Origin of the sequence: Flavobacterium sp. BFFFF1, from assembly GCF_002256285.1 — a bacterium.
Lineage (GTDB): Bacteria > Bacteroidota > Bacteroidia > Flavobacteriales > Flavobacteriaceae > Flavobacterium.
Window position 1 is genome coordinate 69,524 of record NZ_NKJE01000012.1, and the last position, 22,145, is coordinate 91,668.

Genomic DNA, 22,145 nt, shown 5'->3' on the forward strand with positions numbered 1-22,145 from the left:
GTACTCTTCCACCTCAAGAGCTATTAATCTAGATTAATAGCGTTATTCTCTTATATGTTATATACTTCTTTTTAGTATGATATTACTCTTATTATATATATCGTAATCAACTAGGAAAGAATGTAGCTTTTATTGTCAAGAAAATTTTGAAAAAATACTTCTTTGTAAGATGGATTTTTCAGCTTTCTAAATTTTTCTACTGCGGCTATAATTTGCTTTTTGTGAATTGAAGGTCTGTCAGTATATTGTAAAAGTTGAAATAGCTTTTTCATTCCGATAAACTCAGAAAGCAAAAAGATAAAATATTCTTTTATTTCAGAATAACTTGAAAATTTTAATTCATCATCAATTCTTGGAGAGATCCAATCTATGTATGTGACTTTTCGAAGCTGGTCTAGTAAATAACCATAGACTTCTTCCCAATTAGTCAGCAGGTCATTCACACTACTTAAATTCTTCTTAGCAAATGGAACCCCACTTATTTTTTTAAAGCCTGCTTCTACTCTAAGAAAAAAATATTTTTCTGACAGTTTTCGATAAACTCTGGAGTTGATTTTACCATGGTCAAACAGTTCACGAAGTTTGTCATAAAAAATCAAACTCAAATTTTCACCCTCGAAACCGGAAGTACCTCTGCTAAAATGAAAATCATTTTTAAGCCTCTCATGTTCTATGATTGTAGAGAGAAAAGTTTGAAAGAAAAATTCAAATCTTAGATTTAGCCCGATTTCTAGTTTAGTTATTTTTGATGCTGTTAATGTGTTATAATCGACATCTAATTTTTTTGAAATTAAATGTAAGCACTTGATGAAATCAGTTTTATTAAAATTCCGCATGCTTGATGAACCATAATACCATTTTCTTAGGCTGTTACGTACATTAATCTTCACAATGCCATTTTCCCAAAAAATATTGAGCTGTAATTTTGGGTTGTTTTTAAAATTATTATTAGCTGTGAAGTCTGGTTCATTGAAAAGCTTTACGATGTAATACGAACCATCACTTTTCATTTTTCTACAAGTTCCGTGATTGCTTAATTGCTTCAAAAAACCTTTTATGTTTTTGCAACCAAAACTAAAGTTAAGGGTTCCGTTATCTACCATGATTTCTCGTTTTAAAAAAGTTATCACAGTCAGATTTCCTGAAAAGCCTTTTGCTTTTTGTTGCGCTTTGACGAAACTTCAAACCTTTCGTAGTTTTCCGGTCAAGAGTTCTAATACTGACTCTGTAGTATTCACATACTTCTTTTGATGTAAGAAGCTCGTGAGGTTGAAAATCGTCTTTAGAAGATTGCATTTCACATCGCAATTCTTCTTTTATTTGATTTGTTGTTGTTGAGCTTATCTCCTCAACAATCTCTTGCAATAATGCTTTAATTTTTGCATCCATGATTAAAAAAATTTGTTATTAATCATTTAGCAAACTGAGGCACTCACATGAAAAAGTGCGAAAAAGGGCTTTTTTCAAGAAACTTAACAATTTAATAACATTGCGCCCTTATCGCAACCTAATCGGCATTAATCAAATCCTGCTGTTGGATGGTTTCAATATGGGTAAATTGCTTTGAAACGAAGTCATATTCGAAAATATTGAGCGAAAAAGGAGTATCGTTTTCACTTACTTCGATGACAATCCTAAAGACATTTGGGTTCTTTGTTTTTAATTTTTGGTATTCGATTTTGCGTTTTGGATTTTGCTTTTCAAAATAATCTGCAACAGTGTAACCACCTTCGAGATTATCTTTGATTATGTTGTGTTTATTAATATCGTGGATTCGATTGATGGTGTAAGATTTAAAAACATCAATGATTTTATCAAACTCGCTTTCCCTTTCTTTCTTCGCCCAGTCTTTTTTGTATTGGTCAAAATTTTCAAGTTGCACTTTTACTGTTTTAAAAGTTGAATTTTCCGAAATATATCTGGACATGAGCATTTGGTATTGATTCGAAAACATAATACTCTTTCTTGCTGCATCTTCCAGCGTTGGATTTTCACCCTGTACGATTAATGAATATTGAACTTTTTTCATTTGCTCGGGATATTTTTTTACAAATATTTGCGGCAATTTATATTTCAAGTATTCCCGAATGTAAGTCAATTCCTCAGCCCTATTAGAAAAAACTTCTTTATTGAAATCCATACTTGAGGGTTGATGAGTTTGATTGTCCGAATTGCTTTTGTCGACAAGATTGTTACAACCGCATATGCAGACTAATAAGCCGATGATAATTCCTTTTCTCATTTACGTAATTGTTTGTAATAATCATTTAAAGTTGCCGTTGGGTTTTGTTTTTTCCAATCACTCATCGCTGTATTATTGTCATCAGGTGCTGGATGGGCGGAATAATTGAGTAGTGAAAAATCCCGCAGTACATTTATCGCTAAATCATTGTTGTAAGAATTAATGATGCTCGGTATTCTAAACCAATCTACAAACCACCAGAGCAATAATCCCCATAGTGAAATCCAACAAAGAAATTGTGTACCCCATTTGTTCACATAAGCATAATGCCAACCTAAAAGTAAAAGAAGGATATAGCCTGTGAATATTGATTTCTTCTTTTTATTGTATTGCTCCCAAAACCCTTGAACCTCCAAAGGCTTCATTGTTAGTAATTTATTCTGCACAACTAAAGGCAAATTATGAAAACTCATATTTATTGATTTTGAGCAAATATAAATATTCCCTAATTAATGCGGTAAATTATATTAAGATAAAATGAGAATTTGCGCCTGTAAATGGCAGAAGAAGAAAAAGAAATATCGCATAATCTAGACAAGGTTGCAAATAAAATTAAGCAACTGCGCATCAACATGGGTTATAGCAGCCATGAAACTTTTGCCAATGATAAAGACATTAATCGGGTGCAATACTGGAGAATAGAAAAAGGCCATAACATTACGCTAAAGACCTTTTTCAAAATACTAGCAATCCATAATTTAACTCCCGAAGAATTCTTCAAGGACTTTAGTTAAACGCTTTAATTTCACCAAGCTTACTAGCAAGTATTTGATGATTAGGATTTACGTAAATCTGTGTCATACGAATATCCTTATGACCTAATAGCTTCATTATTAGAAATACATTCACTCCATAATTTGCCATGATGGTTGCGAAACTATGCCTGGCCATGTGGAAGGTTATAACTTTATCAATCTTACACATTTCGGCTATTGTTTTTAAATCTCTGTTCAAGCATTGATTTGTTCTAAATGGAAATATTTTTTCACTTGACGCAATAGTGTATTTTTTCAAAAGTATCTCAGCCTTTTTTGTAAGCGGTACTTCAACCAAACTCTTTGTTTTTTTCATTATAATTGAAATTTTATCTTGAAGAATATTTTCCTTAGCGAGATTTGAAATATCAGAACATCGTAGCCCACAGTAACAAGCAAATAAAAACATATCCCTACTAAGTTCTAGCCCTGCGCCATTAGGCACATCCCTGAAATCTAAATTTTGAATAGTCTCTAATTCTTCATCGGTCAAATAGCCATACTTAGACACTCCTCGCTTTAACTTGAAATCTTCATAGGGATTATCTTTAATGATCTTTCTTTTTTTAGCTTGCGAAAGAATAGTCTTTAGATTTTTATGCCTGCTAAACACTCCTTCTATGCCAGTATTTAATTTTTTGCGTAAAAAGTAGTCGAATTTTTCAATGAAGTCAATATTAATTTCTCGAAAGGTTATTTTGGATTTGAACTCCTTCAATCTTTTTCTTGTCAGATTGTAATGCCTTTGAGTACCTTCTTCAATTTCTAAAAATCTCAATTCACAGAAGTTATCGTAATATTCGTAAAAATCATCCCTATCATTCGTTTTAAGAAATGCTTTTACAATTTCAAGATTTAAGTAAGTACCTATTGACCTTTGTTCCCTAAGAAAGTCTTTAATTCGGGAAATCTCATTTTCGAGTACGCTGTTTAGGTGGCTGGACTTAGAACCTTTTACAAGCCCAGCCTTATTATTCCACTCCACTTCTTTGATAAATTCTCCTGAGGATATCTTCAAAGATTTTTTGTTTATAGTTACTCGGAAATTAATAGGGCATGTACCGTCTTTACGGATTTTATCTTTTCTCAAGATAGCCTTCACAGTAAAATTTTGTATCATAATTTATATTTTACTTATGTAATAGCGGGCACTCACTATTTACAAAAGCAAAAATAGTAGCTTATTTCTTATAAAAAATGATAACTACATAGTATTCAATAGTTTAATGTTTTAAAAAAAATAAGTTTAACATTTCCGAGGAGTTTGCGGATAAGAAAAAATATGAAAATAAAAAGAGGGGTTACAATAGGGGTAACAAATCTGACATATGTTGGCATACCATGACCTACTAAAAAACGAAAGCCCTAGTGTTTACTAGAGCTTTAATAGGCATTACATGACATTTCATACAATATGTTGTGACCGCGAGAGGACTCGAACCTCCATCATCAGAACCGGAATCTGACATTCTATCCGTTGAACTACGCAGCCGTTATTTACTTAAGTCAATAATTTTTTTACGATAGTCGAAATGGTTTTGCCTTCAGCAGTACCGCCCAACTGTGCACTCGCCAATCCCATCACCTTGCCCATGGAGGCGATTCCTGAAGCGCCGGTTTCAGCAATGATTTTTGAAATTACCGCTTCCACTTCAGCTTCGCTTAGCTGTACCGGAAGGAATTTTTCAATCACTGCAATCTGTGCTAATTCTGGCTCTGCAAGATCAGGTCGGTTTTGCTCCGTAAAAATGCGAGCGCTTTCTTTCCTTGTTTTTACAAGGCGTTGCAATAACTTTATCTCTTCATCTTCTGAGATCTCTTCTTTAGATCCGGTAGCGGTCTGTGCCAATAGCAACTCCGATTTTACGGAGCGCAACGCTTCGAGGGCTACTGTATTTTTTGCTCTCATGGCGTCTTTGATTTCGTCCATGATCCTGACTGATAAACTCATATCTTGATTGTTTTACGGTGTCGGACTCCGGATAATAGCGTAAATCCTTTTTTAGCGTTTCTAAACGTACCCTTATAAAACTATTCGAACCGGCTAAAAAAGATTGCAGCGGATAGCCGGAAACAGGCCCCAAATAATGCAGTGCAAACTTAGGCAAAATTACTTTAACTGCAAAAGATGATTTGGCTTGGTTTTTCAAAAAAAAACCCGAAAATCACAGACTTTCGGGTTTAAACTTGGTTTGAGTTAGTTAATCCACGTTATCGTGAAGGAACGAATTGTTTGAACGCAATTGCATATCGTCATTGCTATCCGTTCCTAAAGAAGTCCTGGATTTATTGTTACTCTCAGGCGTACCCGAGATATCGATACCCAGACGTTTGTATGCCGGCTCTCTTTCCATTTCTTCCATTCTTGAAGAATTGGTATGAAATTTATAATTGAATTCTTTCAATTTTCTTCTTCTTTCGTCAGCCCTTAGTTTATTTGCTTCTTCGAGAGACATTTCAGTTGGTGAAATACTTTCGAAGTTACTGAATTCGGCAGTAGGCTCTATCGTTTTTTTAGTGAATTGCAACGCTTCGTTTTCTGGCTCAGCTACTTTTGCAACCGGTTTTGACTCAAGCAGCGTGTTTTCAATTTCCATGTATTCCTCCAATGAATAACGGATTACACCTGTTTCGTTCAGTTCGGTCATCGGTACCACCTGAACGGGTTGGTTTACCTTGATATCGCGCGTTTCCTCTGTAAGTTCAAAAAAGATATTGTTATTGGCGACAGGAACTGGCTCTTTTTTCTCTAATGGAAGGTCAAAAGAAAATGTGATTTGTTCTTCTTCCTTAAGATGCTTTGGTTCATTAACGACTATTTCCTTTACTTCTGGCGTCGTGAAGAAAAAATCCGGCTCGGTTGCCTTAGGCGCTGGTGATACGATTTCAAAAGTAACCTCAAGGTTTTTAATGAATTCGGTTGTAGGCACCAAAGTAACTTCAAATACAGGCTCCTCAAATACTGGCTCTTCCACGATTTCTTCCATCAGGTCGTGTACAATCCTTTCTTCATTCTGAGGCGCAGCGACTTCAGTAAATTCGAATGACGATACGACTTTTGGCGTCAGGTTGTGCACAATCTTCTGCTCTTCTTCAAGCGCATGGATGATCTTTTTTGGTTCGGTGTTGACAATTTCATTTTGCTGTTCTACGTTGAAACCTGTCGCAATAATTGTTACCGCAATCGCATCCCCAAGGCTTTCGTCTTCACCGACACCCATAATGATGTTTGCGTTATAGCCGGCTTCCAATTGAATGTGGTCGTTGATTTCTCCGATTTCGTCAATAGTGATTTCATTCGTACCGGAAACAATCAGCAACAAAACGTTTTTGGCACCGGTAATTTTATTGTCATTTAAAAGCGGGGAATCCAACGCAGATACGATCGCATCTTTCGCCCTGTTTTCACCATTGGCTAAAGCGGATCCCATTATTGCGGTACCGCTGTTTGAAAGTACTGTTTTAGCATCTTTCAAATCGATATTTTGTGTATAGTGGTGTGTGATCACTTCAGCGATTCCACGAGATGCCGTTGCCAACACTTCATCGGCTTTAGAGAAACCGGCTTTGAAGCCAAGATTTCCGTACACTTCACGGAGTTTGTTGTTGTTGATTACGATTAATGAATCCACTTGTTTGCGCAGCCTTTCGACCCCGTTTAAAGCCTGATCCTGACGTACCTTTCCTTCAAACTGGAATGGGATTGTCACAATTCCGACGGTCAGGATGTCCCTTTCTTTTGCCAATTGGGCAATAACTGGAGCAGCACCTGTTCCGGTTCCACCGCCCATTCCGGCAGTGATGAATACCATTTTAGTATTGCTGTCAAGCATTTTCTCAATATCGGAGATGCTCTCGATCGCCGATTGCTGACCCACTTCAGGGTTAGCTCCGGCTCCAAGACCTTCAGTAAGGTTCACCCCTAACTGGATTTTGTTTGGCACAGGGCTGTTTTGCAAAGCCTGCGAATCGGTGTTGCAAACGATAAAGTCAACGCCTTTTATCCCTTGCTTAAACATGTGGTTGATGGCATTACTACCGCCACCACCTACACCAATTACCTTAATCACATTTGATTGATTCTTAGGCAAATCAAATGAAATACTTCCAAAATCTGAGTTGCTTGTCATATTCTTTGGTTTTATTATTCTCTGTTCTTTTCTCTTGCGTTTCTCCCCCCGGTAACAAATTTCAAATTACACTGAATTTACTCAGCGTTATCCAGGAAATCCCTGATTTTATCAACATACTTATCAAAAAAAGATTTACGGATCTTGTTCTCCGTCGACTCCTGGATTTTTTCTTTTTTAGGCTGTATATCAGCATAAACGACCTCTTTTTCTTCCTCTGCCACGACTTCATTTTGTACGGGCTGTGGTTCAGGCTGTCTTTGCACTACAGGTTTCGCAACTTCAACAACAACTTCAATCGGCACCGCGCTTCTGGTATTGTTCTGGATGCTGTTCATCACCAAACCAACAGCAGTCGCATATAATGGGCTTGAAATTTCCTCATCAGAATTCCCGGCCAGATGCTCATTTGGATACCCGATGCGCGTGTCCATTCCGGTGATATATTCCACTAGTTGCTTAATGTGCTGTAATTGTGCGCCACCACCGGTCAAAACGATTCCGGCGATTAGTTTCTTTCTTGGGTCTTCGTGACCGTAAGCCTTAATTTCGGCAAAAACCTGCTCGATGATTTCCACCACACGGGCATGGATAATTTTAGAAAGATTTTTCAAAGAAATCTCTTTCGGCTCTCTTCCTCGTAGACCAGGAATCGAAACAATCTCATTGTCTTTATTTTCACCTGGCCATGCAGAGCCGAATTTCACTTTTAACAATTCCGCCTGTTTCTCAATGATCGAACAGCCTTCTTTAATATCATCTGTAATTACATTTCCGCCGAAAGGAATCACTGCCGTGTGACGGATGATGCCATCTTTAAATATCGCCAAATCTGTTGTCCCACCACCAATATCAATCAAGGCGACACCAGCTTCTTTTTCTTCCTGGCTTAGAACTGCATCGGCCGATGCGAGCGGCTCTAATGTCAAACCTGACAATTCGATGCCGGAGCTTTGAATACAACGACCGACATTCCGGATTGATGATGCCTGGCCTACAACAACATGAAAACTGGATTCAAGCCTTCCGCCATACATACCGATAGGTTCTTTGATTTCAGACTGTCCGTCAATCTTGAATTCCTGTGGCAAAACGTGGATGATTTCTTCTCCCGGCAACATGGCCAGCTTATGCACCTGATTAATTAAAAGATCAATATCCCTGTCCCCGATAACCTCCTCAGGATTGCTCCTGCTGATGTAATCGCTGTGCTGTATGCTGCGGATATGCTGCCCGGCAATGCCGACAACAACGTCATTAATGCGGTAGCCTGAATTGTTTTCGGCTTCCGCAACGGCAAGTTGTATCGACTGGATGGTTTGGGTGATATTATTGACCACACCGCGTGCTACCCCAAGGCTTTTGGATTTCCCAACCCCAAGGATTTCAAGCTTCCCGTACTCATTCTTCCTGCCAATCATTGCAACAATCTTTGTTGTTCCAATGTCTAAACCAACAGCAATATTCTCTTTTTCCATAATTTATTATTTTGTGCACACCACCTGTTGCGTAAACTTTAGGTTTATGATCCTGTATTTATTTAATAAACTGTCCTGTACCGCTTTCTGAAAGAAGGCCTTATAATTATCAAACTTCCGTTCTATGTTTATCGGCAACCCGAAATCAATAGCGTAACCAAAATTACGATTCGACATAATCAGGCCACCGTTAGGCAAAACCTTGATACCGATAATGTTTTTTTTCAAAAAATCATCGTCGTGGATAATCCGAAAAACTTTGTACAAATCTTTGCTGTTGCTATCATCAACCGTACCCGAAACAAGCGGAACCCTTGCAGCATGAATTGCGGAAAGCGGCATTTTTTTCCCTTCACGGTCAAGGTAAAAAGAATTTGTCTCGCCAACCACCCGTGCTATGGGGGTTTTTTGTTTTACAACAGCCTTCAGAACACCATCAATACTCACAAAAACCTCCGATGTTTCTATCATATCATTGGCGTTTATGGAATTTTCCAGTTTATTCAAATCTAAATTTTCTTTACGTATGGTTTGCGCGCCGGATTTATTTTCTATTAACAATTTATTAACCGTTTCACGGGTGATGAACTGGTTGTCATCGGCGGTAAATTCGACTACCGATTTTGCAAGTTTTCTTCCTTCATTTCTTTTTAGCGTGAAAGAATAAAGCGACACCAGCCCGATGCAGACGAGCACCAGGCGGACGTTAATCCAGACACTTTTCCAATTAAGCTTTTTCATTCAATGCCTCTTTTATCGATTCCACCATCTCTCCGATATCGCCTGCTCCGATTGTAACAATCACATCGGCATCAGCATTTAAAATTTCTGGAATCAAAGCTTCTTTTGAAACCAGTTTCTTGTTTGGATTTGTTATTTTTCCCAACAGCCATTCAGAATTCACGCCTGCAATCGGGAGCTCTCTTGCCGGGTAAATGTCGAGTAAGATCACCTGACCAAATTTCGACAGGCTCGTTGCAAAACCGTCAATAAAATCCCTTGTCCTACTGAACAAATGCGGCTGAAAAATCGCCAAAACCTTCTTTCCGGGATACAATTCCGAAACCGCCTGGTGCACCGCTTCAATCTCGGTCGGGTGGTGCGCGTAGTCATCAATATAAACCAGCTTTTCCGATTTAATCTGATAAGAAAAACGTCTTTTCACACCCCTGAAAGACAGTAATGCTTTAACAATGGTCACGGTTGGGGTACCGAATTTCCTGGCCATTGCCAAAGCCATTACTGCGTTCATGAGGTTATGCCTTCCCGGAAGCCCGAAGCGAATGTCTTCAATCACCTCCGATGGCGTTTTGACGTCGAAAACGTAGCTTCCGTTTTCAACCCTGATATTATATGCTTTGTAATCGGCTTCTTCATCAATACCGACAGACATTCCTTTCAATGGAAGTCCTTTGGCAATAAATAAATTTTCCCGCGTATCGATTTTCTCTGAAAACTCCACAAACGAAGCTTCGATTGCGGCGCTGTCACCATAAATATCGAGATGATCGGCATCCATCGAGGTGATGCAGGCCAAATCCGGATGCAGGTGCAGGAAAGAACGGTCAAATTCGTCTGCTTCGACAACCGTTACGGTTTTACCATTGCCGATTAAGTTGGAGTTATAATTCTCCACAATCCCACCGAGGAATGACGTCACATCGGCGCCGCTTTCAAACAAAATATGCCCAAGGATGCTTGAAGTTGTCGTCTTTCCATGTGTGCCGGCTACCGCAAAGCAGAAGGTGTCTTTTGTAATGATTCCTAAGACCTCCGCGCGCTTTTTAACATGATAATTCCTTTCAAGGAAGTAATTCCATTCCGAATGAGACACGGGAACCGCCGGCGTGATGATCACCAGCGTATTTTCAACATAAAAATGCTCAGGGATTAGACTGATATTGTCTTCAAAATGAATTTGGATGCCACTTTCAATAAGTTCTCCCGTTAATGTTGACGGTGTTTTGTCATAACCCTGAACATCTTTCCCAAGTGTTTTGAAATAACGTGCCAGCGCACTCATGCCGATGCCGCCGATGCCTATAAAATACACGTTATTGATCTGGTTCAGGTTCATATTGATGCGCCCGGATTCGGGATTAATTTGATGATTTCGTTTACTATGTCTTTTGTGGCGTTTACTTTAGCCAATGTTTTGATGTTTTGGGATAACTTTTGCTGCAGATTCTCATCGGACAATAAATTATTAAACAGATTCGTGAACTGCGTATCCAATTCGGCTTCACGGATCATCAATGCGGCATCCTTATCCACAATTGATTTTGCATTTTTGGTTTGATGGTCTTCCGCAACATTCGGCGACGGGATGAAGATCACCGGCTTCCCGACGATGCACAACTCTGAAACCGAAGACGCTCCGGAACGCGAGATGACTACATCTGCGGCAGCGTATACCAGATCCATCCTATCAATAAAAGCCATCACCTGTACATTTTCATTTTCGCCGAAATGCTTGTACTGTTCGTAATAAAACTTACCACACTGCCAGATGACCTGCACATTCTGCGAAGCAAAATTGAGCAGTTCCTTTGCAATAAGCTGGTTAATTCTTCCGGATCCGAGGCTTCCGCCGAGTACCAAAACCACTTTTTTATCTTCTGAAAGATTGAAATGCGCAAACGCCTCATTTCTTTTATTATCGATTCCAATCAAATCCTGTCGCACGGGATTTCCCGTAAACACGATTTTGTTTTTTGGGAAAAACCGCTCGAGGTTTTCATACGCCACACAAATCTTATTGGCTTTGGCACTTAGCCAGCGGTTTGTAATTCCGGGAAAAGAATTCTGTTCCTGGATTACAGTCGGAATCTTTGCGATCCCAGCGACTCTTAGCAACGGACCGCTTGCAAAACCGCCGGTTCCAATGACGACATCTGGCCTGAATTCGCGGATGATTGTCCTTGATTTCAATAAACTGTCAATCAATTTCATTGGAAAAAGCGAATTGTCGAAAGTCAGCCTGCGCTGTATTCCCGAAATCCAAAGTCCTTTGATGGGGTAACCCGCCTGAGGCACTTTCTGCATTTCCATCTTGTCTTTTGCTCCGACGAATAGGATTTCGCAATCTGGAAACCGCTGCTTTAATTCATTGGCAATAGCGATTGCCGGGTAGATATGTCCACCGGTACCGCCGCCGCTTAATATGAATTTAAGTTTCTTCATGTATACTATTTGTTCATCACTGCTTTCATCGGATTTGCCGAATCGGTGATGGAATAATTTTCGTTTTCCCCGAACGCCGCTTCATTTTCAGTTTCCTCTTCTTCGTCCTGCAAATGTTTGTCAATCATTTTCTGCAACGCCTCGTTCCTGCGTTCTTTTTCTTCGAGCTCTTCGGCTATTTCCTCTTCTTTTTTGGTTACGCTGATGATGATCCCAATGGCGATGCACGTCATCCAGATGGAACTTCCACCGCTGCTGACTAATGGTAACGTTTGACCCGTTACCGGTAAAAGCTGCACGGCAACGCCCATGTTAATTAAGGCCTGGAATATAATCGGAAACCCCAATCCCACTACCAGAAACTTTCCAAATGGCGAGTTCGCTTTGTGCGCCGCCACAATGAACCGAAAAAACAGCAGCAGATACAATGTGAGCACGCCAAGACCACCAACCAATCCATATTCTTCCACAATTATTGCAAAAATAAAATCGGAAGAAGATTGTGGAAGGAAATTTTTCTGCACACTTTTCCCAGGACCCAGACCGTAGAATCCGCCGGACGCTATCGCTGTCTTGGCCTTTTCGATTTGGTAATCATCGTCGGAGATTTCAGATTGGCTTTTATCTTTTTTATCAAAGAAACTGTCGAAACGATTTTCCCAGGTTTTGACGCGCCCGAAGATTTTTGGGGTGTGGTCCGGGTTTGTTTTTTCGACTACTTTGGCGACAATAATAAACAACGCAAACATCGCCACGCCAATCCCGATAATAGAAGCGATGTATTTTATGGGATAGTTCCCAATAAACGTCAGCATCAGGACCATAGCAAAAATCAAGGCTGCGGTTGAAAAGTTATTGGGCAGAATCAGCGCTAAGGTAAATCCGACAGGAAGCCATAAATCAATCAATGATGATTTGAAAGTGATTTCGGCTGTTTGCATTTTGGATAAATATCGCGCAACGAAAATCATCAGCACAATAAATGCCAAAGCGGATGTCTGGAACGAAATACCCACGAAAGGCACCTGTATCCAACGCGTGGCACTTCCCTGCTCTACCCCAAAAAACAATGTATACGCCAAAAGCGCCCATACAAATGGCAGGAGAATCCTGGAAATACCGCGAAAATAGTGGTATGGGACTTTTTGTATGTTGTATAAAATAAAAAAACCGAAAAGAATGTGAATCGCATGTTTGAGGAGGTACCCCAATGTATTTCCTGAGCCGTGGTTCATATAGGCCAGGTTGCTGCTCGCGCTAAACACCGGCATAAAAGAGAATAAAGCAAGCAGGGCCACGAATGACCAGATGCCTTTGTCTCCTTTTAAACTGTTGATTAGTTTGAACATTTTTTTTAGCATTTAGCTGTCGGCATATAGCTTTCAGCTTTGTTTTATTTACTTATTCGTTATCACTTAGGAGCTGACTGCTATTAGTTGGAAGCTTACCCAACTAAAGATTCTGTACCGCCTGTTTAAATTGTCTTCCCCTGTCCTCATAATTTTCAAAAAGATCAAAACTCGCGCAGGCTGGTGAGAGTAAAACCGCATCGCCCTTCTCAGTCAACCTTTGAGCAGTGCGTACCGCATCAGACATTGAGTGTACTTCGACCATCATGTCTACCACATTTCCGAACGCATCAATTATCTTTTTGTTATCCACGCCCAGGCAGATAATCGCTTTGACTTTTTCACGCACCAACGGCATTAATTCGGCGTAATCATTTCCCTTATCCACACCACCGACAATCCAGACTGTAGGCATGGTCATGCTTTCCAGCGCAAAAAACGTAGCATTTACATTAGTCGCTTTAGAGTCGTTGATGTATTGCACATTCTGAATCTTAAGTACTTTCTCCAGGCGGTGTTCGACACCCTGAAAATTGGACAGGCTTTCCCTGATGGTTTCCTTGCGGATTTTCATCAGTTGGGCTACCGATGCAGCTGCCATGGCATTTTTGAGATTGTGTTTGCCTTCCAGTGCTAGGTAATTGGTGTCCATTGTAAATTCTTCTTGTTTGATATTAATTTTCATTGTTCTGTCGTTTATTGATGCGCCTTCTTCAAGTTGTTTTGTAATCGAAAATGGTATTTTCTGTGCTTTAATCTTATTTTTTGAAAGCCAGGATGAAATGGCCTCGTCATCGTCATCGTAAATCAGGAAATCCTCTTCCTGTTGGTTCATCGTAATCCTGAATTTCGAATCGATGTATTCATTGTAATTGTAATTGTACCTGTCGAGATGGTCTGGGCTGATGTTTGTAATTATCGCAATGTGCGGCTTGTAGTCAATGATTCCGTCCAGTTGAAAACTGCTCAACTCCAATACATAGACATCGAACTGGTTTTCTGCAACCTGCCATGCAAAACTTTTCCCGATGTTTCCGCCCAATCCTACATTCAATCCGGCTGATTTCAACAAGTGGTATGTCAGCATTGTCGTTGTTGTCTTTCCGTTGCTTCCCGTTATTCCGATGGTAATCGCATCGGTGTAGCCAAACGCAAATTCAATTTCAGAAATCACAGGAATGCCTTTTTCGACCAACTTTTTGACGATCGGCGCTTTTTCCGGAATTCCAGGACTTTTCATGACCACATCGGCACTCAGCACGAGTGTTTCCGTGTGCTTTTCATCTTCCCAGGCAATTTCATTAATCGTAAGAACTTCTTTATAATTTTCCTTTATCTTCCCAAAATCCGACACAAACACATCGAATCCCTTCTTCTTTCCCAAAATCGCAGTACCCACACCGCTTTCGCCACCACCCAGAATCACCAGTCTTTTCATTTACCTCAATTTTAGTGTCACGATGGCCACGATGGCCAACAGAATTCCGACAATCCAAAACCGCGTCACGATCTTGCTTTCGTGGTATCCTTTCTTCTGGTAATGGTGATGCAATGGCGACATCAGGAAAATCCTGCGGCCCTCGCCAAAACGCCTGCGCGTATATTTGAAATAGCTTACCTGCAAAACGACTGAGAAATTTTCGACCAGGAAAATTCCGCACAACAGTGGCACCAGCAATTCCTTTCTGACCGAAATCGCCAATACGGCAATAATTCCACCGATGGTCAAGCTACCCGTATCGCCCATAAAGACCGATGCCGGATAAGAATTATACCACAGAAAACCGACCAATGCGCCAACGAATGATGCAATAAACACCGTCATCTCTCCTGAATTGGGGATGTACATAATGTTCAGGTAACTGGAAAAAATAACGTTTCCGGAAACGAAAGTGAAAATACCCAGTGCGATTACTGATATCGCCGATGTTCCTGCAGCCAATCCATCGATACCATCGGTAAGGTTGGCGCCGTTTGAAACTGCAGTGATAATAAAAATGACGATCGGGATAAATATCAACCAGGCCCAGTCTTTGTAATTGTCACCCGTCCACGCTAACAGTTCTGCGTAATCAAACTCGTTGTTCTTGAAAAAAGGTATAGTCGTTGCTGTAGATTTCTCTTCTAACGGCAACGTGGTAATGACACTCTCAGATTTTTCGTAAGTATAGCTTTCAGCGGTTTTATCATTTCTGACCGTAACATTTGGATTAAAATACAGCACACTTCCGACAATCAGCCCAAGCCCAACCTGGCCCACAACTTTGAATATTCCTTTGAGCCCTTGCTTATCTTTTTTAAAGATTTTAATGTAATCATCGATGAAGCCTATGGTTCCCATCCATAATGTAGTCACAACCAGCAGTATGATATAGATATTATCCAATTTTGTGAAAAGAATTACCGGGATAAGCGTCGCGACAATGATGATCAAGCCGCCCATCGTTGGGGTACCCGCTTTTTCATTCTGACCAGCAAGTCCCAATTCCCTTACCGTTTCGCCAACCTGTTGGTTCCGCAGGAAATTGATAATTTTCTTTCCAAAAATCGTTGAAATAGAAAGTGACATAATAATTGCCAACGCCGACCTGAACGTGATGTATTGAAAAACACCGGCTCCCGGAACATTCATTTCTCTGTGCAAATAATCGAATAAGTAGTACAGCATAGTTCTATTTGTTGAGTTGTTCCAAAAATTCTTTCACAATCTTCATGTCGTCAAAATCATACTTCACGCCCTGGATTTCCTGATAGGTCTCATGTCCTTTTCCGGCAATCAGGATAATATCGTTTGGTCCGGCAAATTGACAAGCCGTTTTTATCGCTTGTTTCCTGTCGGTAATTGAAATGGTCTTCTTGAAATGTTGCGGTTCAACACCTTTCTCCATCTCAGCGATAATCGCTTCAGGATCTTCCGTCCTCGGATTGTCTGAAGTGATGATTATTTTATCACTCAGGCTGGCTGCTATACCTGCCATTAACGGTCTTTTCGTCTTATCCCGGTCACCACCACAACCTACTATCGTAATTAATTGTTCGTTTTTTGTACGGATATCATTGATGGTTTTCAGCACATTTTCCAGTGCATCCGGTGTGTGTGCATAGTCGACTACTGCAGTAATCTGCTGGTCTGAGATGATAAACTGGAATCGGCCAGAAACACTCTCCAATTCAGAAAGCAGGCGCAAAACCTCAAAACTATCCAGACCAAGTTCAACCGCAGTACCATAGATCGCGAGTAGGTTGTAAGCATTGAAAGTTCCTATTAAACGCACCCAAACTTCATTGTCATTGATTTTAAGCAACAGTCCTGACAATTGGTTTTCAAGAATCTGTGCTTTGTAATCAGCGTATGATTTTAGGGCATAAGTGACTTTTTTCGCATTTGAATTCTGCAACATCACCAGGCCGTTTTTATCGTCCACATTGGACAGGGCAAACGCCGATTTCTCCAAATGGTCGAAAAATGACTTTTTCACATCGCGGTATTCTGCAAATGTGTTGTGGTAATCGAGATGGTCGTGTGACAGATTCGTGAAGACACCTCCGGCGAAATGAAGTCCCTCTGTGCGCTTTTGATGAATACCGTGGGAGCTGACTTCCATGAAGCAAAACTCCACACCCACTTCATTCATGGCTTTGAGGTATCGGTTGATTGTCAATGGGTCCGGTGTCGTATGCGTTGCGCTATATTGAACTTCATCGACCAAAATCCTCACCGTTGAAATCAAACCTACCTTATAACCTGCTTTTTTAAACAACTGGTACAATAAAGACGCTACCGTTGTTTTGCCGTTGGTCCCGGTAATCCCCACCAGTTTTAGGTTTTTCGAAGGATTGTCATAAAAATTATCTGCCATAAAAGCGAGGGCAGCATTGGTATCTTTAACTTTAACATAGGTGATTCCGCTTACAATAACTTCCGGAAATGTGTCGCACACCACGGCAATAGCGCCTTGGTTAATAGCCTTTTCTATAAAGTCATGACCATCTGACGCTGTACCCCGAATGGCCACAAAAACGTCGTTTTCGGAAATCTTTCTCGAATCAAAATCAACCATATTGATTTCAATATCAGTGGTGCCCTTCACCGCTTCAATGGAAACCCTGTACAATATGTCTTTTAAAGTGTTCACGATAATTCGAGTATAATGGTTTTTGATTTCACTAAACGACCTCCAGCAGGCAACGACTGTTTCTTCACTTTTCCGATACCTATTGCTTTGACTTTCAGCCCCATATTTTCAAGCAAAGCCACAGCGTCCATCCCTGCCATTCCTTTTACATCCGGGATTTGCGTGAGGTTATTCTGAGCCTTTGCATCATAATTGTTGTAGCTTTTTTCCTGAACGACGATCTTCTTTTTCAAAGTTTTGACTTCGTTCATCGACGGTGAGTCAGTGAAGATCTTTTGGGCAATGCGTTTGAAAACCGGCCCGGCTACATCTGCGCCATAGTAATTGTTGTTTACAGTACTCGGCTTATGAACCACGACAATGCAGGAATATTTTGGCGCATCAGCCGGAAAATAACCCACGAAGGAAGACGCATAATATTTATCGGCACCGCCATTTTTCGCATAATCCACCTGAGCCGTACCCGTTTTTCCTGCCATAGAAAAATCTCTCGAGTACAGGTTTTTACCAGTACCCCGTTTCACGACATTCTTCAGGACTGCCCTGACCTTTGCCAACGTCTCATCAGAACAAATCTTCGGGTTGATGACCACTTTGTCATATTTTTTAATCGTCTTGTTCCATTCCTTAATTTCCCTGACGAAAATCGGCTTCACCATTTCGCCATCATTCGCAATCGCGTTGTATATCGACAGTGTCTGCAGCGGTGTAACGGATACGCCATAACCAAACGCCATCCATGGAAGACTCAACTTCGACCATGTCTTGTCACCTGGTTGCGGAATCCGTGGCCTTCCTTCACCCTGAAATGGGAGTCCCAACGGTTTGTTCAATCCATAACTGTTGATCCTATCTACAAATTCCTCTGGATTGTTTTTGTAATTGTTATATACTGCCTGCACCATGACCGTATTCGAAGACACTTCAAAGCCTTTGGCCAGCGAAACCTTTCCAGAGGTCCTGTGGGAATCTTCAACCCTGTGACCCCAGTACATTATCAAACCGTCATGTTTATCAAAAACAGCGCTGGTGTCAATTTTTTTATCATCCAATAGCGCAATCAGGTCAAGTAATTTAAATGTTGAACCGGGCTCATGGGATTCCGCAATGGCATAATTCTGCGTTTCATAATACGTTCCGTCATTGGCTTTTCCGAGGTTTGCGATCGCTTTAATCTCCCCGGTTTTTGTCTCCATAACCACCACGCAACCGTGATCCGCGTCATAATCCTGGAGCTGTTTCAACAATGCGTGGTGCGCAATATCCTGGATGTAGACATCAATCGTCGAAATGACATCATAACCATCGCGCGGCTCCACCTCGTTGTTGTCGCGCAACGGTTTCCATTGCCCTTTGGCGATTTTCTGTTTCAGGATTTTACCATCCTTGCCGTTTAAATATTTCCGGTACGCCCACTCAATTCCTTTTCCGTCGGGCGTGCCATCAGGATTCACCCTTTCATAACCAATGGTACGTTCAGCAATCAGCCCTATAGGGTGTTCCCGTACAGTTTGTTGCTCTATGATAATTCCACCTTTGTACGCGCCGAGTTTAAAAAGTGGGAATCCTTTGATTTTCACATATTCGGTGTAACTTAAATTCCTCGCTACCAGGAAATACCTGTCTTTGTTGTTCCTCGCCCTCTGCAATCCGGACAAATAAAATGAGGCAGGTTTGCCCAACAACGCACCCAGAGAATCTGCCAGCGCCACCACATTTTTTTTAAAATCTTCCGACTTTGGGGCTACTGCATCAAAGCGCACCTTATAATTGGGAATTGAAGTAGCGAGAAGGCTGCCGTCCGCCGAGTATAAATTCCCTTTGTTAGCAGGAATGACAAAATTTTTCACGGTGCGTTCCTTGGCAAGTTTACGGTAATAGTTCCCTTCTACCCATTGGATATTGGTTAGCTTTACAACAATTGCGATTGCCATGACGAACATGGCAAACCCAACGATGTAAACGCGGTAGGAAATATTTTTTTCTTCTATTGCCATAAACTATCCCAAAAATCTTTTTTCTTTTCCTGCTTTACTTTAATCTTGACTGGCGGAACCGATGCCGGAAGGATTCCGCGGTACGACATTTTTTCTGAAACAGTGGATTCCATTCTCAACTTCATGAGTTCTGAACGCCTGTCTACAAATTCTGAGCGCAGCTCTTTCACTTCATTCGTAAGCTCAGTTATCCTGAAAATCTTCTGCTCATAGCGGTTGGTATTGCCAATCATCGCCAGCACAATCAAAATGATAAACACAATAAAGCGCCAGTTTTTATTGGCATCTTCATTGACCAGAAATCTTGCTTTTAATATGCTGTAAACTCCCTTTTTCATTGGTTTATCGCTTTTCAGCAATCCTCAATTTGGCACTTCTGGCGCGATTATTCATTTTGATCTCCGCTTCGTCCGGCACAATCAATTTTCCGATTAACTTAAATGGAACTGAAAAATTCCCAAACATATCGCGTTCGGGCTCCCCTTCAAACATCCCGTTTCTCATAAATCTCTTCACCAACCGGTCTTCAAGCGAATGGTAGGCGATGACACTTAGTCTTCCTTCCGGCTTTAGAATCTCAAGTGATTGCACCAAAAATTCTTTCAGAACATCCATTTCGCGGTTTACCTCAATACGAATCGCCTGGTACATTTGCGCCAGGATTTTGTGGCTTTTGTGCTGCGGAAGAAATCTTCCCAACACAAATTTCAATTGCTCGGTATTCTTTATAGGTTCTTTTTCCCGCGCTTCAATGATAACCCGCGCTATAGCTGGTGCGTTTTTTAATTCACCATAGTCCAGAAAAACCCTTTTGAGGTTTGCCTCGTCATATTCATTTACCACCCGAAATGCATTCAGGTCATTTTTTTTACTCATCCGCATATCCAACTCTGCATCGAAACGGGTCGAAAAACCCCTTTCCGCAACATCGAACTGGTGTGATGAAACACCAAGGTCAGCCAGAATGCCATCGACCTGGGTGACATTATAAAACCTCAGGTACCGCTTAAGGAACCTGAAATTCTCATTGATCAGCGTAAACCGGTCATCCTCTGGCGCATTCGCCAAAGCATCTTCATCCTGATCAAAGGCAAACAACTTACCATCGGGGCCCAGCTGCCGCAATATCTCCGCCGAATGTCCACCGCCCCCGAAAGTGACATCAACATACACGCCATCAGGCTTGATATCAAGCCCACCGACGGTTTCCTTAAGCAATACAGGATTATGATATTCCATGGTCGTCATCATTTACATCACCCATAACTTCTTCTGCAAGATCCGCGAAATCCTGGTCGCCGCCCGAGATCGATTGCTCATAGAGGCTTTTATCCCAGATCTCAACAATGTTCACTTTAGAAGAAAACACCACGTCTTTTGCAATACTGCTGTACGCCATCAAGTCTTTGGCTACGAGCAGCCTGCCGACATCATCAATGTCAACCATTTTAACGCCCGCCATGAACTTGCGGATAAAATCGTTGTTCTTTTTATTAAACCGATTGAGCTTATTGATTTTCAACATCATCAAATTCCATTCTGCCATCGGCCATAATTCCAAACATGGATCAAAAACCGATCGTTTCAAAACAAAGCCGTCCTGCAATGAAGAAGCGAGCTGCTTCTTCAATGGCGCCGGCAACAGGAGTCTTCCTTTGCCATCGGCTTTGCATTCATATGTCCCGATAATGGTATTCAATGGGTTACGGTTTTGCACGATTGAAAGCAAAAATAAATAAATATTTCCCACTTTTTACCTAAATCCCCCACTTTGTTGATAAGTTTTACCCTTTTTCACAATGAATTGACCGTACCCCGCCACGAACCACTAAAAAATAATTACGATTAAAAACAACGTAAATGATTAAAATGTGGAATAAACCGAAATTTTCAGACCGACTATTGGCGTTTTACAAAGCTATTCGCAAAAAAAATGTTATTCCCAATAGACCAATGATCCGTTTGACACTGTTGAATATTAGCCTTTTACACGCAACCCAGGTAAAACAGCATTTTCAATTTATAAAGCGGCATTTTTTACCATAATATCATATATTTGCGTGAACGCCAAAAGCCTGACCGTAATGGACCAAGACCTAAGAAAAGAAGGAAAATACAAGTATTTTGAAGCCGGAGAAGGCACGCCAATTATTATATTACATGGACTTATGGGTGGTTTAAGCAACTTTGACGGAGTCGCTGACTATTTCCCTAAGCACGGTTATAAAGTGGTCATCCCGGAGTTACCGATTTACACCCAAAGCATCCTTAAAACCAACGTCAAGGCATTCGCTAAATACGTAAAGGATTTCATCACCTATAAAGGCTTTGACCGGGTAATCCTTCTTGGGAATTCGCTTGGCGGACATATCGCGTTGTATCACACCAAGATGTACCCTGAAAAAATGATGGGGCTTGTGATAACAGGCAGCTCAGGACTTTATGAAAGCGCTATGGGCGACAGTTACCCACGCCGCGGTGATCGGGATTACATACAGAAAAAGGCTGAGGAAGTCTTTTATGATCCTAAAATTGCCACCCCGGAGATTATTGAGGAGGTTTATGCGATGGCCAATGACCGCATCAAACTGATCAAAACCCTGACCATTGCTAAAAGTGCCATCAGGCATAATATGGCAAAAGACTTACCAAAAATGCACGTTCCAACCTGTATCATCTGGGGTAAAAACGACAAAGTTACACCACCGGACGTGGCGGTGGAATTTGACCGCCTGTTGCCCAATTCATCATTATATTGGATAGACAAATGCGGCCATGCTGCGATGATGGAGCATCCCGATGAATTTAACACCCTAATGCACGACTGGCTAAAAACCCATCACTTTTAGAAACCACCGAACCGCCCAAATGGCGG

At 41.0% G+C, this 22,145-nt stretch carries 21 protein-coding genes and 1 tRNA gene; 2 read left to right on the top strand and 20 right to left on the bottom strand.

The annotated features are described in order from the left end of the window. Positions 1–110: 110 nt before the first annotated feature. From CFE23_RS09280 to CFE23_RS09295, 4 genes are all read right to left on the bottom strand, one after another. Entirely contained in the window at positions 111–1,103 is a 993-nt protein-coding gene (locus CFE23_RS09280) for a hypothetical protein (RefSeq protein ID WP_291087028.1), read from the bottom strand. Continuing rightward, positions 1,093–1,389 carry a hypothetical protein gene (locus tag CFE23_RS09285; protein ID WP_291087030.1) on the bottom strand — a complete coding sequence of 99 codons (297 nt, stop codon included), beginning with the start codon at positions 1,387–1,389 and terminating at the stop codon, positions 1,093–1,095. The genes CFE23_RS09280 and CFE23_RS09285 overlap by 11 nt, the downstream gene beginning before the upstream one ends. Positions 1,390–1,507: 118 nt before the next feature. After that, positions 1,508–2,029, bottom strand: a complete 522-nt coding sequence (locus CFE23_RS09290; RefSeq protein WP_291087032.1) for a hypothetical protein — start codon at positions 2,027–2,029, stop codon at positions 1,508–1,510. 209 nt (positions 2,030–2,238) lie between these two features. Beyond that, the gene (locus tag CFE23_RS09295) at positions 2,239–2,655 is read right to left on the bottom strand and encodes a TM2 domain-containing protein (RefSeq protein ID WP_291087034.1); all 417 of its coding nucleotides are present in this window, start codon (positions 2,653–2,655) and stop codon (positions 2,239–2,241) included. Between the two features lie 84 nt (positions 2,656–2,739). Here CFE23_RS09295 and CFE23_RS09300 point away from each other — a divergent pair, with 84 nt between their 5' ends. Further along, positions 2,740–2,976, top strand: a complete 237-nt coding sequence (locus tag CFE23_RS09300) for an XRE family transcriptional regulator (RefSeq protein ID WP_291087036.1) — start codon at positions 2,740–2,742, stop codon at positions 2,974–2,976. Here CFE23_RS09300 and CFE23_RS09305 read toward each other — a convergent pair. The 16 genes from CFE23_RS09305 to CFE23_RS09380 all read right to left on the bottom strand — a co-directional run bounded on the left by CFE23_RS09305 (position 2,969) and on the right by CFE23_RS09380 (position 20,969). Continuing rightward, positions 2,969–4,117 (bottom strand): site-specific integrase, encoded by a 1,149-nt coding sequence (locus tag CFE23_RS09305; protein WP_291087038.1) that lies wholly within the window; start codon positions 4,115–4,117, stop codon positions 2,969–2,971. The genes CFE23_RS09300 and CFE23_RS09305 overlap by 8 nt on opposite strands. Positions 4,118–4,417: 300 nt before the next feature. Further along, positions 4,418–4,489 (bottom strand) — tRNA-Arg (locus CFE23_RS09310). Positions 4,490–4,498: 9 nt separating this feature from the next. Continuing rightward, positions 4,499–4,948 carry a GatB/YqeY domain-containing protein gene (locus CFE23_RS09315; protein ID WP_291087041.1) on the bottom strand — a complete coding sequence of 150 codons (450 nt, stop codon included), beginning with the start codon at positions 4,946–4,948 and terminating at the stop codon, positions 4,499–4,501. 250 nt (positions 4,949–5,198) lie between these two features. Beyond that, positions 5,199–7,127, bottom strand: coding sequence for a cell division protein FtsZ (ftsZ, locus tag CFE23_RS09320; protein WP_291087043.1), 1,929 nt, complete (start codon positions 7,125–7,127; stop codon positions 5,199–5,201). A gap of 77 nt (positions 7,128–7,204) precedes the next feature. Continuing rightward, positions 7,205–8,605 (bottom strand): cell division protein FtsA, encoded by a 1,401-nt coding sequence (gene ftsA, locus CFE23_RS09325; protein ID WP_291087045.1) that lies wholly within the window; start codon positions 8,603–8,605, stop codon positions 7,205–7,207. A 6-nt stretch (positions 8,606–8,611) separates the two neighbouring features. Next, the gene (locus CFE23_RS09330; protein WP_291087047.1) at positions 8,612–9,346 is read right to left on the bottom strand and encodes a cell division protein FtsQ; all 735 of its coding nucleotides are present in this window, start codon (positions 9,344–9,346) and stop codon (positions 8,612–8,614) included. Then, positions 9,333–10,682: a UDP-N-acetylmuramate--L-alanine ligase gene (murC, locus tag CFE23_RS09335; RefSeq protein WP_291087049.1), complete on the bottom strand. Its 1,350-nt coding sequence runs from the start codon at positions 10,680–10,682 to the stop codon at positions 9,333–9,335. Before murC ends, CFE23_RS09330 begins: the two co-directional genes overlap by 14 nt. Next, a complete protein-coding gene (murG, locus tag CFE23_RS09340) occupies positions 10,679–11,788 on the bottom strand; it encodes an undecaprenyldiphospho-muramoylpentapeptide beta-N-acetylglucosaminyltransferase (RefSeq protein WP_291087051.1) in 1,110 nt (369 codons plus the stop codon). Before murG ends, murC begins: the two co-directional genes overlap by 4 nt. 5 nt (positions 11,789–11,793) lie before the next feature. Then, on the bottom strand, positions 11,794–13,137 hold the full coding sequence (locus tag CFE23_RS09345) for an FtsW/RodA/SpoVE family cell cycle protein (RefSeq protein ID WP_291087053.1): 1,344 nt from the start codon (positions 13,135–13,137) through the stop codon (positions 11,794–11,796). A 103-nt stretch (positions 13,138–13,240) separates the two neighbouring features. Further along, entirely contained in the window at positions 13,241–14,575 is a 1,335-nt protein-coding gene (gene murD, locus CFE23_RS09350; RefSeq protein ID WP_291087055.1) for a UDP-N-acetylmuramoyl-L-alanine--D-glutamate ligase, read from the bottom strand. Continuing rightward, the gene (mraY, locus tag CFE23_RS09355; RefSeq protein WP_291087057.1) at positions 14,576–15,805 is read right to left on the bottom strand and encodes a phospho-N-acetylmuramoyl-pentapeptide-transferase; all 1,230 of its coding nucleotides are present in this window, start codon (positions 15,803–15,805) and stop codon (positions 14,576–14,578) included. A gap of 4 nt (positions 15,806–15,809) precedes the next feature. Beyond that, positions 15,810–17,273, bottom strand: coding sequence for a UDP-N-acetylmuramoyl-L-alanyl-D-glutamate--2,6-diaminopimelate ligase (locus tag CFE23_RS09360; RefSeq protein WP_291087060.1), 1,464 nt, complete (start codon positions 17,271–17,273; stop codon positions 15,810–15,812). Then, on the bottom strand, positions 17,270–19,270 hold the full coding sequence (locus tag CFE23_RS09365) for a penicillin-binding protein (protein ID WP_291087062.1): 2,001 nt from the start codon (positions 19,268–19,270) through the stop codon (positions 17,270–17,272). The genes CFE23_RS09360 and CFE23_RS09365 overlap by 4 nt, the downstream gene beginning before the upstream one ends. Then, complete coding sequence (locus tag CFE23_RS09370) at positions 19,261–19,608, bottom strand: FtsL-like putative cell division protein (RefSeq protein ID WP_291087064.1); 348 nt, start codon at positions 19,606–19,608, stop codon at positions 19,261–19,263. The genes CFE23_RS09365 and CFE23_RS09370 overlap by 10 nt, the downstream gene beginning before the upstream one ends. Before the next feature lie 4 nt (positions 19,609–19,612). Continuing rightward, on the bottom strand, positions 19,613–20,521 hold the full coding sequence (gene rsmH, locus CFE23_RS09375; protein ID WP_291087066.1) for a 16S rRNA (cytosine(1402)-N(4))-methyltransferase RsmH: 909 nt from the start codon (positions 20,519–20,521) through the stop codon (positions 19,613–19,615). After that, positions 20,496–20,969 carry a division/cell wall cluster transcriptional repressor MraZ gene (locus CFE23_RS09380; RefSeq protein ID WP_291087068.1) on the bottom strand — a complete coding sequence of 158 codons (474 nt, stop codon included), beginning with the start codon at positions 20,967–20,969 and terminating at the stop codon, positions 20,496–20,498. The genes rsmH and CFE23_RS09380 overlap by 26 nt, the downstream gene beginning before the upstream one ends. Before the next feature lie 385 nt (positions 20,970–21,354). Here CFE23_RS09380 and CFE23_RS09385 point away from each other — a divergent pair, with 385 nt between their 5' ends. Continuing rightward, on the top strand, positions 21,355–22,119 hold the full coding sequence (locus tag CFE23_RS09385; protein ID WP_291087070.1) for an alpha/beta hydrolase: 765 nt from the start codon (positions 21,355–21,357) through the stop codon (positions 22,117–22,119). Positions 22,120–22,145: the final 26 nt, after the last annotated feature.